The sequence below is a fragment of the Cupriavidus sp. DL-D2 genome (assembly GCF_039710735.1).
In the GTDB taxonomy this organism is placed as follows: Bacteria; Pseudomonadota; Gammaproteobacteria; order Burkholderiales; family Burkholderiaceae; genus Cupriavidus.
The window spans coordinates 38,487-52,076 of sequence record NZ_JBDKXK010000018.1; the positions used below are offsets into that span (position 1 = coordinate 38,487).

The window sequence follows — 13,590 nt, forward strand, 5'->3', positions numbered from 1 at the left end:
GCGCCCGGCTGTGCCGCGCCCGCGCCCCATGTCGTCCATCGCATCCCGTTGCCGGGACAGGCGGGCCATCGGCCGCCTCCCCGGACTCATCTCCCGCCTCCGGCGGCGGGATGTACTCGTCCGCGCGGCGCGTCCAGAAGACGCGCCGCGCGGCGTTTCTATCGCATGTAATGCCTGCCGCACCTGACGTAAACCGTGCTTGGTCGCGGTGATGTCAGTCTCTATGATGCAGGCAGGGTTTCCACCAAGAGGGCACAATTCCATGATCGCAGTTGGCCAGCGCGTCCCGGACGCAACGCTGTACGAATTCTTCGAAACGGAATCGGGTGGCTGCGCCCTCGGTCCCAACGCTTTCCAGGTGACCGAACTCGTCAAGGGCAAGAAGATCGTGGTGTTCGGCCTGCCCGGCGCGTTCACGCCGACCTGCTCGGCCAAGCATGTGCCGGGCTACGTTCAACTGATCGACGATCTGCGTGCCGCAGGCGTGGATGAGGTCTGGTGCCATTCGGTCAACGACGCTTTCGTGATGGGCGCGTGGGGCCGGGAGCAGCACGCCGGCGACAAGGTGCGCATGATGGCCGACGGCGCCGCCCAGTGGGCGAAGGCACTCGGCCTCGACCAGGACCTGAGCCAGCGTGGTCTGGGTGTCCGGGCGAAGCGCTACGCCATGGTCATCGACGACGGCGCGGTGACGCACCTGTTCGTCGAGGAACCTGGCGCATTCCAGGTCAGCAGCGCTGAAGCGGTGCTTGCAGCGTTGCGCGACTGATACGAAAGCTCCGTCATGAAGTGCCTTATTGGTCGCTTTACTTACATGTCTAACAGGCGGAAACAGTTTGGTGCAGCGCAGTATACCGGTTGGTGGTAGCATCGCCTTATTAGAATTTCCGCCCAATAGCTTTTAATAATAGTTGAGGCCGTCATGCTCAAACAGCGCACTATCAAATCCCTGGTGAAGACGGTTGGCATTGGTTTGCACTCGGGCCGCAAAGTGACGCTGACCTTGAGGCCTGCTCCCGCCGATGCCGGCATCGTTTTCACTCGCGTCGATCTTCCCGAAGCCGTGGAGATTCCCGTGGCGGCGTCCGCTATTGGCGATACTCGCCTGGCGTCGGTATTGCAGAAGGACGGCGCGCGCGTCTCGACGGTCGAGCATCTGATGTCGGCCTGCGCCGGCCTGGGTATCGACAATCTCTATGTGGATGTCGACGCCGAGGAAATCCCGATCATGGATGGCAGCGCCGCATCCTTCGTATTCCTGCTGCAGTCGGCGGGTATTGAAGAGCAGCCCGCCGCCAAGCGTTTCATCCGCGTCAAGAAAGCCGTAGAAGTGCGTGAGGGCGACAAGCTCGCACGTCTGGAACCATTCTTCGGCTTCAAGCTGGCCTTCACCATCGACTTCCGCCATCCGGCCGTCGACAAGACTGGCCAGACTTTCACGATCGATTTCGCCGATACGAGTTACGTCCGTGAAATTGCCCGTGCACGCACGTTTGGATTCGCCCATGAGGTGGAAGCTTTGCGCGAAATGGGCCTGGCCCGTGGCGGCAGCCTGGACAACGCCATCGTGCTGGACGAGCACCGCATGCTCAATAACGAGGAACTGCGTTACGGCGACGAGTTCGTGCGCCACAAGATCCTCGATGCGATCGGTGACCTGTACGTGGTGGGCCATCCGCTGATCGGTTCGTACGTGGCACACAAGTCCGGCCACGGCCTGAACAACCAGCTCCTGCGCGCATTGCTGGCCGATCAGGAAGCCTACGAATTCGTGACGTTCGACAAGATCGAGGAAGCCCCAGTGGCCTTCCTGCCGCAGGCCCAGCCGGCATTTGCCTGACGGCCAGCCCGGTTAAATCGAAAAAAAACCCCGCGTTCGCAAGAGCGCGGGGTTTTTTTCATGCCATTCCTTTTGCTCAGGCTTGCGCAGTCGCCGGCTTGGGACCTGCAATGGCCAGGACGATGCCGAGTGCGACACCGAGCAATGCCGCGAACAGGATCTGCGAATCCGGCGGCAGCAGGAAGGTCAGTCCATGAGCCGGGAGCCAGAAGAGCGGAATCGTCTTCTTGAACACGAATCCCCACTGCGTCTGCCAGTCCATCGCCTTCAGATGTTCTGCGACGGCGATGGGCCGGCACAGCGCGCGCAGCGATCCCTGATGACGGGCGATATGCATGTCCGTAACCTTGTGCGCGGTCATCATGACCGGCGAGAAGATCAGGTTCATCAGGGCGCTGATGGTGAGCGCGCCCGCCAGTTTCAGCATCGAGAATCCGCCGTTCATGGCGGCGACGACGCCATCCAGTCCCAAGTACTCGGCGCAATACGGCGAGCCGATGGCAAAGACCTTGAACGCGATGCTGATGAACAGGCCGAGAATCCCCCACACCACCATCTTCGGCAGAACACCAAAGCGTGCCAGCCGGTAGCCGCCGGTCCGGATGCGCTGCCCGATCACTTCCCCCAGTGTTGCCAGGACACCGAACTTGATGAATGCCATCACCATGCCGTGTTCGGCATTGAAGCCTTTGTAGGCGTCGAGCAATGCCGATGAGGCGACAAAGGGCAGCATGATCAGCCCAAGCAGGGCTAGCAGCGCCAGGTCCTGCATTTTCATGAGTGGCTCCCTGTGGTCATATGAAGGCCCGGACTACTTCAGGTAGGCTTCGGTGATGGCGCACCAATAGGCGGCGGCGGGAACCAGGCATTTGTCGTTGAAGTCGTAGCCCGGGTTGTGGACCATGCAGTAGCCCGGCTCGTCACCGGCGCCGATTAGCATGTAGCTGCCATTGGGATTGGCCTCGAGCATGAAGGCAAAGTCTTCGCTGCCCGGCAGTTGCGGCGCGTCGGTGTGCACCCGCTCTGCCCCGAACATGTCGCGCGCTACCCGGGCGGCAAAATCGGTGGCCTCGCTGCCATTGATCAGCACCGGACTGCCGTTGACGTGCATCACTTCGGCGGTAGCGCCGAAACTCTGCGCCTGCATCTGCGCCACTTCTCCGATACGCTTCAGCAGCACCGCGCGGACGGCGGGATTCAGGGAGCGCACACTAAGCTTCATCAGCGCCTTGCTGTTGATGATGTTCGGGGCCTCGCCGGATTGGATACTGCCGATGGTGATCACCGCAGCTTCGAACGGCGAGACACTGCGCGACACGATGGTTTGCAGCGCCGTGCCAATGTGGCAGGCGACGAGCGTGGCGTCGATGGCCTTTTCAGGAATGGCACCGTGCCCGCCCACGCCATGGATTTCGATGTGCAAGGTATCGGACGACGCCATGAATGCGCCTTCGCGGAAATAGAACTCGCACTCCTTGAATCCCGGCATGTTGTGCATGGCGAAAATGGCGTCGCAGGGAAATTCCCTGAACAAGCCATCGTCGACCATGACCTTCCCGCCGTAGAGCAGTTCTTCGGCCGGCTGGAAAATCAGGTGCAAGGTGCCGTCGAAATTTCTGGTTCTGGCGAGATACTCGGCGGCGCATAGAAGAATTGCCGTATGCCCGTCGTGCCCGCAGCCGTGGAATTTCCCTGGAACCGTGCTGCTCCACGCTTTTCCGCTGGTCTCGGCCATCGGCAGGGCGTCCATATCTGCGCGAATGCCGACCCGCTTTTTGCCGCTACCCACCTTCAACGTTCCGACCACGCCGGTCTTGGCCATGCCGCGAGAGACCTCGTAGCCCCAGCCTTTCAGCATTTCCGCTACCAGGTCGCCCGTTCTGGTTTCGGTAAAACCGACCTCCGGGAATTGATGGATCTGGCGCCGGATCTCGATGAAACGATCCGCGCTTTCGGTGATGGCTTGAAGAATGCCCTGATACATGATCGCTCTCCTGATTCCGGCAAAAAGTTAAGGGTTGGCCGGGAAAAGAATGCGGTGATCAGGGAGGCGCTTCCTTGTTCGTGGTCAACCGTCGCCGTTTCAGCGGTGGTCGTTCTGCGGGATAGCGAGATGCGTCAATTCCAGCCTGCTCCAAACGCAGGCGGCAGACTCAGCGGTGGCGTGCCAGCAACGCCTGCACGGCGTCCTTGAGTGGAGAATCCTCGAGATCGCGCGCCAGTGCATCCATGCTGCGCAGACCGAGTTCCGGCAGATTGGCGCCGCGCGGCTTGCGCTCGACCGGCCCAGTGTCCCAGTCGCCACGTCCGACTTCGGGTTGTACGCGTACCCGGATTGCGGTGACCTGGGAGCCACGTTGCTGCAGTCTCGAGAGTAGCGTCGGCACCACTTGGCGGACGCGGGCCGCAGCCGCGCCATGGGCTGCCAGCAGCAGGAGCGTGTGCTCCGCTTGCGGTCCCCGATTGTCGAACTTCACACCGGCCACGGCGATACCGGCCCGCATGCCGGGCGGGAGCAGCCCAAAAACCTCCGCCTCCAGCAGGGCCAGTTGCCGGGCGGTCTGCATCAGCGTGGAAACCGGCCCGGACTTGGCCAGCCAGTCTTGCAGGGGCTTGGCGGCAGGGGTCTGCAGGGCGTGGTGGGTGAACATGCGCATGCGCGCATTCTAGCGCGCAATACCCGGGGAGCACCTATCAGACCCGTGGACGGAACATTGAAGTCACCGCGTCAGTCCCAACCTGCTGGCGTAGTCCGGGACCGGGTTCCGAACTACGCCAGAGCCGTTGTAACTGTGCAGAATCTGCGCTGGCAATACGCCGGGTCAGGACATCGGCACATGATAAACTCGGCGTTTCGCGCCAATCTACTCATTCCTCGCGCTCGGTCGACCTGGTTCCTGCCGGTTGCTCGCGCAGGTGAAAGCACTCGATGATCACGGGCCTTCTCAAGAAAGTCTTCGGCAGCCGCAATGAGCGGCTGATCAAGCAATATCGCCGCACGGTGGCACAGATCAATGCGCTCGAACCGAAGTTCGAGTCGCTGTCGGACGACGAACTGCGTGGCATGACCGAGATCTTCCGGCAGCGCCATGCCGGTGGCGAGTCGCTGGAATCCCTGTTGCCCGAGGCCTTTGCCGTCTGCCGCGAAGCCAGCAAGCGCGTCATGAAGATGCGCCACTTCGACATGCAGATGATCGGCGGCATGGTCCTGAACGACAACAAGATCGCGGAAATGCGCACCGGCGAAGGCAAGACGCTGACCGCCACCCTGGCCGTGTACCTGAATGCGTTGACCGGCAAGGGCGTGCACGTCGTCACCGTGAACGACTACCTGGCCCAGCGCGATGCCGAGTGGATGGGACGCCTGTATAACTTCCTGGGCCTGTCGGTAGGGGTGAACCTGTCGCAGATGCCGCACGATCAGAAGCAGGTGGCGTACAACGCCGACATCACTTACGGCACCAACAACGAATTCGGCTTCGACTACCTGCGCGACAACATGGTCTATGACCCGTCGCAGCGGGTACAGCGGCCGCTGCACTACGCCATCGTCGACGAAGTGGACTCGATCCTGATCGACGAAGCGCGCACGCCGCTGATCATCTCGGGCCAGGCCGAGAACCAGACCGATCTCTACCAGCGCATGAATGGCATTCCCAAGCTGCTGGAGCGCCAGATCGGCGAGGAAAAGTCCGATGGCACGGGCGTGGAAAAACCGGGCGACTACTACGTGGACGAGAAGGGCCATCAGGTCTACCTGACCGAGGCTGGCCACGAAAAGGCGGAGCAGATCCTGGCTGCACAGGGCCTGATCGGCGAGGGCGAATCGCTCTACGCGCCACAGAACATCACGTTGATGCACCACCTGTACGCCGCCCTGCGCGCGCAGAGCCTGTTCCATCGTGACCAGCACTACGTGGTGCAGAACGATGAAGTCATCATCGTCGACGAGTTCACGGGCCGCCTGATGACGGGGCGCCGCTGGTCCGATGGCCTGCACCAGGCCGTGGAAGCCAAGGAAGGCGTGTCGATCCAGCAGGAAAACCAGACGCTGGCGACGATCACGTTCCAGAACTATTTCCGGATGTACGAGAAGCTGGCCGGCATGACCGGCACGGCCGACACCGAAGCTTACGAATTCCAGGAAATCTATGGCCTGGAAGTGGTCGTGATCCCGACCAACCGCCCGGCGCAGCGCCAGGATTTGCAGGACCAGATCTACAAGACATCGAAGGAGCGCTACGACGCGGTGGTGCGCGATATCCGCGACTGCTTCGAGCGCGGCCAGCCGGTGCTGGTGGGCACGACGTCGATCGAAACGTCCGAGTATCTGTCAGACCTGCTGAACAAGGAAAAACTGCCTCACCAGGTGCTGAACGCCAAGCAGCACGAACGTGAGGCTGAGATCGTGGCGCAGGCGGGTCGTCCGAAGATGATTACGATCGCCACGAACATGGCCGGTCGGGGTACGGACATCGTGCTGGGCGGCAACGTCGAAAAGCAGTCAGGGTTCATCGAGGCCGATGCGAGCCTGTCGGACGCCGAGAAGGCGCAGAAGATCGCGCAGCTCAAGGACGAATGGCAATCGCTGCACGAACAGGTCAAGGCTGCTGGCGGCCTGCATATCGTGGGCACCGAGCGCCACGAGTCGCGCCGGATCGACAATCAGCTGCGTGGCCGAGCCGGTCGCCAGGGCGACCCGGGTTCCTCGCGCTTCTACCTGTCGCTGGACGACCAGCTACTGCGCATCTTCGCCGGTGACCGCGTCCGCGCGATCATGGAGCGCCTGAAGATGCCTGAAGGCGAGCCGATCGAAGCCGGTATCGTCACGCGCTCGATCGAATCGGCGCAGCGCAAGGTGGAAGGCCGCAACTTTGACATCCGCAAGCAACTGCTGCAGTACGACGACGTTGCCAACGACCAGCGCAAGGAAATCTACAAGCTGCGTAACGACGTGCTGGAGTCGCAGGACGTTGGCGACATGGTGGCCAACCTGCGCGAGAGCGTGCTCGTGGAACTGTTCCGCGACTACGTGCCGGCCGAGAGCATGGAAGAACAGTGGGATATCGCGGGCCTGGAGCAGCGTTTGCGCGAGGATTGGAACCTCGACGTCCCGCTGGCCAAGACCGTGGAAGCCGCGCAGAGCATCGAGGACGAAGAACTGCTGAACATCGTCCTGAAGACTGCCCGCGAAACGTATGACGCCAAGATTGCTCAGGTGGGACGCGAGTCGTTCGCCGGCTTCGAGCGTTCGGTCATGCTGCAGAGCATCGACACGCACTGGCGCGAGCATCTGGCCGCGCTGGACCACCTGCGCCAGGGTATTCACCTGCGCGGCTACGCTCAGAAGGATCCGAAGCAGGAGTACAAGCGCGAGTCGTTCGAACTGTTCGCCCGCCTGCTGGACGTCATCAAGAGCGAAGTCACGCGCGTGGTGTTCAACGTGCAGATCCAGTCGCCTGAGCAGCTGGAGCAGGCATCGGAGCAGATCGAAGAGGGCTTGTCGCACCTCGAGAACGTGCAGTACAAGCATGACGACTTCGCCGGCAGTGCCGACCCGGTCGAGCAGGCTTCGGCACGCAGCGGGACTGCCATGGCGGCTGCCGCGGCCATGGGGGGCGACGACGTGGCGCTCGCGGGCATGCCCAAGGTTGGCCGTAACGACCCGTGCCCGTGCGGCTCGGGCAAGAAGTTCAAGCAGTGCCACGGCAAGCTGAGCTGAAGCCAGCCGCCGCTGCAGGCGCCGACGCGAAGGAGACTTCGCGCCGCGCTTCGCGATAGAACAAGAACATGCCCGCTTGGACTCGCGTTCAAGCGGGCATGTTCGTCAGATAGACCGAGTAGTCGTAAAAGTCCGTAGAGGAACGCAAATGCCCGTGAACTTGCCACTGCCGCAGGCAGAAAACCTGAAATCCGTCGCTGGTGTCGAACTCGGCTGGGCCGAAGGTGGCATCCGCAAGGCCAACCGCAAGGACGTGCTGGTGGTGAAAGTTGCCGAGGGCAGCACCGTTGCCGGCGTGTTTACCCAAAACCGTTTCTGCGCAGCACCGGTTCAGGTCTGCCGGGAGCACCTGACGGGCGGCGCGGGCATCCGCGCCCTGGTGGTGAACACGGGCAATGCCAACGCCGGCACGGGTGAGCCGGGACTGGCCGCCGCACGCGCCACGTGCGAGGCGTTGGCAAGGCAACTCGGCATCGCCGCCAGTCAGGTGCTGCCGTTCTCGACCGGCGTGATCCTTGAACAACTGCCGGTGGATCGCTTGACCGCCGCGCTACCGGCGGCCATCGCCAACGCGCGCGCAGACAACTGGCTGGCTGCTGCCGAGTCGATTATGACCACCGACACGCAGCCGAAGGCGGCTTCGCGGACGGTGGAGATCGACGGCAAGACCGTGACGATGTCGGGCATCAGCAAGGGCGCGGGCATGATCCGCCCGAATATGGCGACGATGCTGGGTTTTATCGCCATGGATGCCGCCGTATCGCAGCCTGTGCTCCAGAAGCTCGTGTCGCACGCCGCCGATCACTCGTTCAACAGCATCACGATTGACGGCGATACCTCGACCAATGATTCCTTCGTGCTGATCGCATCGGGCAAATCCGGCGCCACGGTGAACAGCGCCGAGGGTGTCGCTTTCGAAGCGTTGCGCGATGCCGTGACCTCGCTGGCGCAGGAACTCGCCCAGATGATCGTGCGCGATGGCGAAGGCGCCACGAAGCTGATGACGATTCGCGTGGAAGGCGGCAAGAACGTGGCGGAATGCCGCCAGATCGCCTATGCCGTGGCCCATTCCCCGCTGGTGAAGACGGCCTTCTACGCGTCGGACCCCAACCTGGGCCGCATCCTTGCCGCAGTGGGATACGCCGGCGTGGATGACCTCGACGTGGATCGCGTCAACCTGTGGCTGGACGACGTCTGGGTGGCCCGCGATGGCGGCCGCAATGCCGAGTATCGCGAGGAAGACGGCCAGCGCGTGATGAAGCAGGCCGAGATCACGGTGCGCATCGCACTGGGTCGTGGCAATGCGGAAGCGACTGTATGGACGTGCGATCTGTCGCACGACTACGTGTCGATCAACGCCGACTACCGTTCCTGAAATCCTAAAACTTCAAGTTTCAGCATCAGAGCCATCGCCCCCATGTCCGACCTCGCTACACGCCTCGACAGTTTTCTCGCCCGTCTTGAACAATGGTTGCCGCCGGAACTGACCGACGCGGACTGGAAGGAGGCGGTAGCGTTCCGGTGGCGCAAGCGGCAAAGCCTCTTTGGCAACATCGGCTATCTGCAGGCCATCCGCCAGTTGCCGCCGATTCATCTGACCGATCTAAAGAACATCGATCGTCAGAAGGATGCCATCGTGGCCAACACGCGCCAGTTCGTGAAGCATTTGCCGGCCAACAACGTGCTGCTGACCGGCGCGCGCGGGACTGGCAAGTCTTCGCTGATCAAGGCCTGCCTGAACGAATTCGTGCAGGATGGCCTGCGGCTGGTGGAAGTGGACAAGGACGATCTGGGCGACCTGGGCGATATCGTGGAGAAGCTGGCCACGCGGCCTGAATGCTTCGTCGTGTTCTGCGACGACTTGTCGTTCGAGGACGGCGAGTCGGGCTACAAGTCGCTGAAGTCGGCGCTTGACGGATCGGTGGCCGCGCAATCGGACAACGTGCTGATCTACGCCACGTCGAACCGTCGCCACCTGCTGCCCGAGTACATGAAAGACAACGAGACCTACCAGCACACGTCCGATGGAGAAATCCATCCGGGCGAGGTGGTGGAGGAAAAGATCTCGTTGTCCGAGCGCTTCGGGCTGTGGCTGTCGTTCTATCCACCCAAGCAGGACGAATACCTGGCTATCGTCGGGCACTGGTTGTCGCACTTCGGCTGCAGTGCGGCCGATATCGAGGCGGCACGCGGCGATGCGCTGGTCTGGGCGCTCGAGCGCGGTTCTCGTTCGGGCCGGGTGGCGTGGCAGTTCGCGCGCGACTGGGGCGGCAAGCACGGCAAGCCGTTCGTCGCGGACAAGGAATAACCGAGCATGAGTGGTCAGGAGGAAACCGTGACGACGTCCGACGGGCAGACCCGCAAGGTCACCGAGGTGGCCGTCGGTGTGATGATCCAGCCGGACGGCCGCTTCCTGCTGGCCCAACGGCCTGCGGGCAAGCCGTACGAAGGCTACTGGGAATTCCCGGGCGGCAAGCTTGAACCGGGGGAAACCGTCGAGGCGGCGTTGGCGCGGGAACTACACGAGGAACTCGGTCTCGATATCCTGCGCAGCGAACACTGGCACACGCTGGAACATGACTACCCGCATGCCTATGTGCGGCTGTATTTCTGCAAGATCACCGACTGGCGCGGCGAGCCGGTGGGACGCGAGGGTCAGGCGTTCTCCTGGCAGTCAGTGCCCGTGGAAGTCGGGCCGCTACTGCCAGCGACGATCCCGGTGGTCGAATGGCTGGCGGAAGAGTCGCGCGGCTAATGTTGTGATGGAGACCCGGCTGATTGCCGGGTTTTCTCTTTTTGGCGTGTGTTTGCTCCCCTCTCACGCTTGCGGGAGAGGGGAGAAAGAGAGGCGCGCGCGAGGGCTAGCCTACAAGGCTCACACCCATCAACCAACAACCCAACAACACAATCTCAGGAGGCTCCATGCAACGTGTCGATCGTATCGATGACGCTGTCTCGCTGCCCGAACTGACTTTACGCGGCATCATCCTTGGTGCCTTGATCACGGTAGTCTTCACCGCGTCGAATATCTACCTGGGCCTCAAGGTGGGGCTGACGTTCTCATCGGCCATTCCCGCCGCCGTGATCTCGATGGCCGTCCTGCGCCTGTTCCCGGGCGCGAACATCCTCGAAAACAACATGGTGCAGACGCAGGCATCTGCTGCGGGCACGCTGTCGTCGATCATTTTTATCCTGCCCGGACTGGTGATGCTTGGGCACTGGCAGGGCTTTCCGTTCTGGCAGACGCTCGCCATCTGCGCGGCGGGCGGCATGCTCGGGGTTATCTTCAGCATTCCGCTACGGCATGCAATGGTTGTGCAGAGCGACCTGCCGTATCCGGAAGGTGTGGCGGCGGCGGAAATCCTGCGCGTTGGCAGCGCGGGACAGGATGCCTCGGGCGCGAAGCAGGCTACGGGCCTGGCCGACCTGCTGGCGGGCGGTGTGGCGGCCGGTCTGTTCAGCTTCGCGGCGGGCGGATTGCGCGTGCTGGCCGAAGGTGCGAACGCCTGGTTTGCAGCGGGCGCGTCGGTGGTGCGGCTGTCGATGGGGTTCTCGCTGGCGTTGGTCGGGGCGGGCTATCTGGTTGGCATCGTCGGTGGCCTGGCGATGCTGCTGGGTCTGGTTCTGACCTGGGGCGTGGCGGTGCCGTGGCTGACGGCCATCACGCCGATGCCGGCGGGCGCCACGTTGCAGAGCTTTGGGACCTCGGTCTGGAGTTCTCAGGCCCGTTTCATAGGCGCCGGGACTATTGGCATCGCCGCCATCTGGACATTGGCTACGCTGTTCAAGCCTATGGTCGAAGGTGTGCGCGCGTCGATGGGTGCCATCCGCGGTCAAGGTGGTGCCGGGGAAGGCGGCGAGCTGCCTCGCACGCAGCGCGACATGCCGGTGATCTGGATCGGCCTGCTAATGGTCGTGCTGCTCGCGGTGCTGGCCGCCACGTTCGGACACTTCATGGCGCCGGCGCCGCTGGACCGCGCGGCAACATGGAAACTGGTGGGATGCGCGGTGTTGTTCGCGTTCGTGTTCGGCTTTCTGGTAGCGGCGGCGTGCGGCTATATGGCTGGCCTCGTCGGATCCTCCGCGAGTCCGATTTCAGGCATTGGCATCATCGCGGTGATCCTGGTGTCGCTGCTGATCCTCGGCCTTGGCACGCTCGACGGGCTGCTGGATACCCCGGAGGGCGGCAAGTTTGCGATTGCGCTGGCCATCTTCACCACGTCGGCCGTGGTAGCCGTAGCGTCGATCTCCAACGACAACCTGCAGGATCTGAAGACCGGATGGCTGGTCGGCGCCACGCCGTGGCGGCAGCAGGTGGCACTGCTGATCGGCTGTGCAGTCGGCGCGGCGGTCATTCCTCCGGTGCTGGATCTGCTCTACCACGCCTATGGTTTCGCGGGCGCGTTGCCGCGTGCAGACATGGACCCCAACCATGCGCTGGCCGCCCCGCAGGCCACGCTGATGACGGCCATCGCCACCGGCATTTTCACGCACCAGTTGAACTGGACGATGATCCTGATTGGCATCGCGCTGGGCGTCGTGCTGATCGCCATCGACGAAATGCTGCGCCGTCGTGGCGGCGTGGCGCGGCTTCCCGTGCTGGCGGTAGGCATCGGCATCTACCTGCCCCCCACCATCAGTTCGGCACTGGTCGTCGGCGCCATATTGTCATGGGCCTTGCTGAGAGTGGAGCGCCGCCGCGCCGAGGCACGTGGCGACGATGTCAAGACGGTGCTCGATCATGCCGAGCGGCGCGGCACGCTGCTGGCATCGGGACTGATCGTGGGCGAGAGCCTGATCGGCGTGGCGCTGGCAGCGGTGATCGGGCTGTCAGGCAAGGAGGCGCCTCTGGCACTGGTCGGCGAGGGGTTTGCCGGTACTGCGCAGTGGCTGGGACTGGCAGTGTTCGTGCTGGTGTGCGTGGGGTTCTGGAGGAGGGTGCTGGCGGCGCGGTGATAGCTTAAAACCGCCGCTTGGTTTTCTCCCCTCTCCCGCAAGCGGGAAAGGGGAGAAAACCAGGGGATCAGCAAGAACTAGTCGTCCTTATCCTCAGGCAATTCCGGCGACGCATCGGCGGGCTTGCCTTCGATCACGTACTTCTCGGACGCCCAGGCGCCCAGGTCGATTTGCTTGCAGCGTTCGGAGCAGAACGGGCGAAACTTGTTCTCGGGTGCCCAGACCACGTCCTTGGCACAGGTGGGGCATTTGACGACGGCAGGCATGGGACTTCAGAAATTGCAGAGTTTGAGCAGGAAGGGGATATCGGCGTCCACCGAGCGCGGGCGCATGTCGCCGTCCTGCTGCGTGAAGCGGACCCAGAGCATGTACTTGTTGGCGCTCATCTCGGGGATGAAGGCCAGCAGTGACTCGTCCAGGTACACCTGCATCAATTGGTAGCTGCGGCCGGAGAGCATTTGCTGGTAGCTGCCGCCGGTGGCGATCACCTTGCCGCTCTGGCCCGACTCGCGCAGCAGGCGCAGCACCATCGTGGCACCCATGCGCAGCGAGGCCAGCGGGCGTGCCCATTTGAGAATGTCGGCGCGGCGGTCTTCGGAAGGCCGGTGCTGCCACGCGTAGTAGGCCGGGAGATCGAATTCGCAGGTGCCGCCCGGAATGATCGCGCGGCTGCGAATACTGGTCAGCCACTCGTTGTCGGTCAGTAGCTGGCCCGCCTTGCCGACGGTCTGGTTCAGCGCGGCGATGCCCTGTTCGATTTCGGTAATGACGGAAACCAGCGCGTCCTGATCGATCTGTGGATTGGCACGCAGCGGCGCAAGCGCCTGACGCTGACGCTCCAGCTCCTTGATCAGATCGGTCTTGAGGTCGGCTCGGCCCGCCACATCGATGATCTCGAAGATCGTGGTGATGGCAACGTGATGCTGCAGCGGATGTTCCTGCCCGAGGAAATAATCCAGCCGATCGAACAGGTCCTCCAGGCGCAGGAGTGTCCTGATGCGTTCGTTGAAAGGATATTCGTACAGGATCAAGTCGGTATCCGTGCTACGCGCCGATTGGCCATTCGGGCGGT

The 13,590-nt window shown here is 62.8% G+C and carries 12 protein-coding genes; 7 read left to right on the forward strand and 5 right to left on the reverse strand.

Annotated elements, in window-relative coordinates; translation table 11 throughout:
• Nucleotides 1-262 precede the first annotated feature (262 nt).
• Both ABDB81_RS12370 and lpxC read left to right on the forward strand, forming a co-directional pair.
• Nucleotides 263-769 carry a peroxiredoxin gene (locus ABDB81_RS12370; protein WP_137923370.1) on the forward strand — a complete coding sequence of 169 codons (507 nt, stop codon included), beginning with the start codon at nt 263-265 and terminating at the stop codon, nt 767-769.
• 153 nt (nt 770-922) lie between these two features.
• Nucleotides 923-1,840, forward strand: a complete 918-nt coding sequence (gene lpxC, locus ABDB81_RS12375) for a UDP-3-O-acyl-N-acetylglucosamine deacetylase (protein WP_137923369.1) — start codon at nt 923-925, stop codon at nt 1,838-1,840.
• A gap of 76 nt (nt 1,841-1,916) precedes the next feature.
• Here the strand turns inward: lpxC and ABDB81_RS12380 are convergent, their stop codons facing one another.
• The 3 genes from ABDB81_RS12380 to ABDB81_RS12390 form a co-directional block, all read right to left on the reverse strand.
• Nucleotides 1,917-2,618: a hypothetical protein gene (locus ABDB81_RS12380; RefSeq protein ID WP_137923368.1), complete on the reverse strand. Its 702-nt coding sequence runs from the start codon at nt 2,616-2,618 to the stop codon at nt 1,917-1,919.
• 33 nt (nt 2,619-2,651) lie between these two features.
• The gene (locus ABDB81_RS12385; RefSeq protein ID WP_137923367.1) at nt 2,652-3,824 is read right to left on the reverse strand and encodes a M20 aminoacylase family protein; all 1,173 of its coding nucleotides are present in this window, start codon (nt 3,822-3,824) and stop codon (nt 2,652-2,654) included.
• A 169-nt stretch (nt 3,825-3,993) separates the two neighbouring features.
• Nucleotides 3,994-4,497, reverse strand: a complete 504-nt coding sequence (locus tag ABDB81_RS12390) for a DciA family protein (RefSeq protein ID WP_160472989.1) — start codon at nt 4,495-4,497, stop codon at nt 3,994-3,996.
• Nucleotides 4,498-4,769: 272 nt separating this feature from the next.
• On the opposite strand from ABDB81_RS12390, the gene secA reads away from it, so the two are divergent.
• From secA to ABDB81_RS12415, 5 genes are all read left to right on the forward strand, one after another.
• Entirely contained in the window at nt 4,770-7,562 is a 2,793-nt protein-coding gene (secA, locus tag ABDB81_RS12395) for a preprotein translocase subunit SecA (protein WP_137923365.1), read from the forward strand.
• Between the two features lie 148 nt (nt 7,563-7,710).
• Complete coding sequence (gene argJ / locus ABDB81_RS12400) at nt 7,711-8,937, forward strand: bifunctional glutamate N-acetyltransferase/amino-acid acetyltransferase ArgJ (RefSeq protein WP_160472987.1); 1,227 nt, start codon at nt 7,711-7,713, stop codon at nt 8,935-8,937.
• A 42-nt stretch (nt 8,938-8,979) separates the two neighbouring features.
• Entirely contained in the window at nt 8,980-9,870 is an 891-nt protein-coding gene (locus ABDB81_RS12405) for an ATP-binding protein (protein WP_137923363.1), read from the forward strand.
• A gap of 6 nt (nt 9,871-9,876) precedes the next feature.
• A complete protein-coding gene (locus ABDB81_RS12410) occupies nt 9,877-10,317 on the forward strand; it encodes an NUDIX domain-containing protein (RefSeq protein ID WP_137923362.1) in 441 nt (146 codons plus the stop codon).
• Between the two features lie 167 nt (nt 10,318-10,484).
• Nucleotides 10,485-12,518 (forward strand): oligopeptide transporter, OPT family, encoded by a 2,034-nt coding sequence (locus ABDB81_RS12415; protein WP_346811341.1) that lies wholly within the window; start codon nt 10,485-10,487, stop codon nt 12,516-12,518.
• 77 nt (nt 12,519-12,595) lie between these two features.
• On the opposite strand, the gene ABDB81_RS12420 is transcribed toward ABDB81_RS12415, so the two are convergent.
• Both ABDB81_RS12420 and zapD read right to left on the reverse strand, forming a co-directional pair.
• Nucleotides 12,596-12,784, reverse strand: a complete 189-nt coding sequence (locus ABDB81_RS12420; RefSeq protein WP_130389136.1) for a DNA gyrase inhibitor YacG — start codon at nt 12,782-12,784, stop codon at nt 12,596-12,598.
• Nucleotides 12,785-12,790: 6 nt separating this feature from the next.
• Complete coding sequence (gene zapD / locus ABDB81_RS12425) at nt 12,791-13,549, reverse strand: cell division protein ZapD (protein WP_137923361.1); 759 nt, start codon at nt 13,547-13,549, stop codon at nt 12,791-12,793.
• Nucleotides 13,550-13,590: the final 41 nt, after the last annotated feature.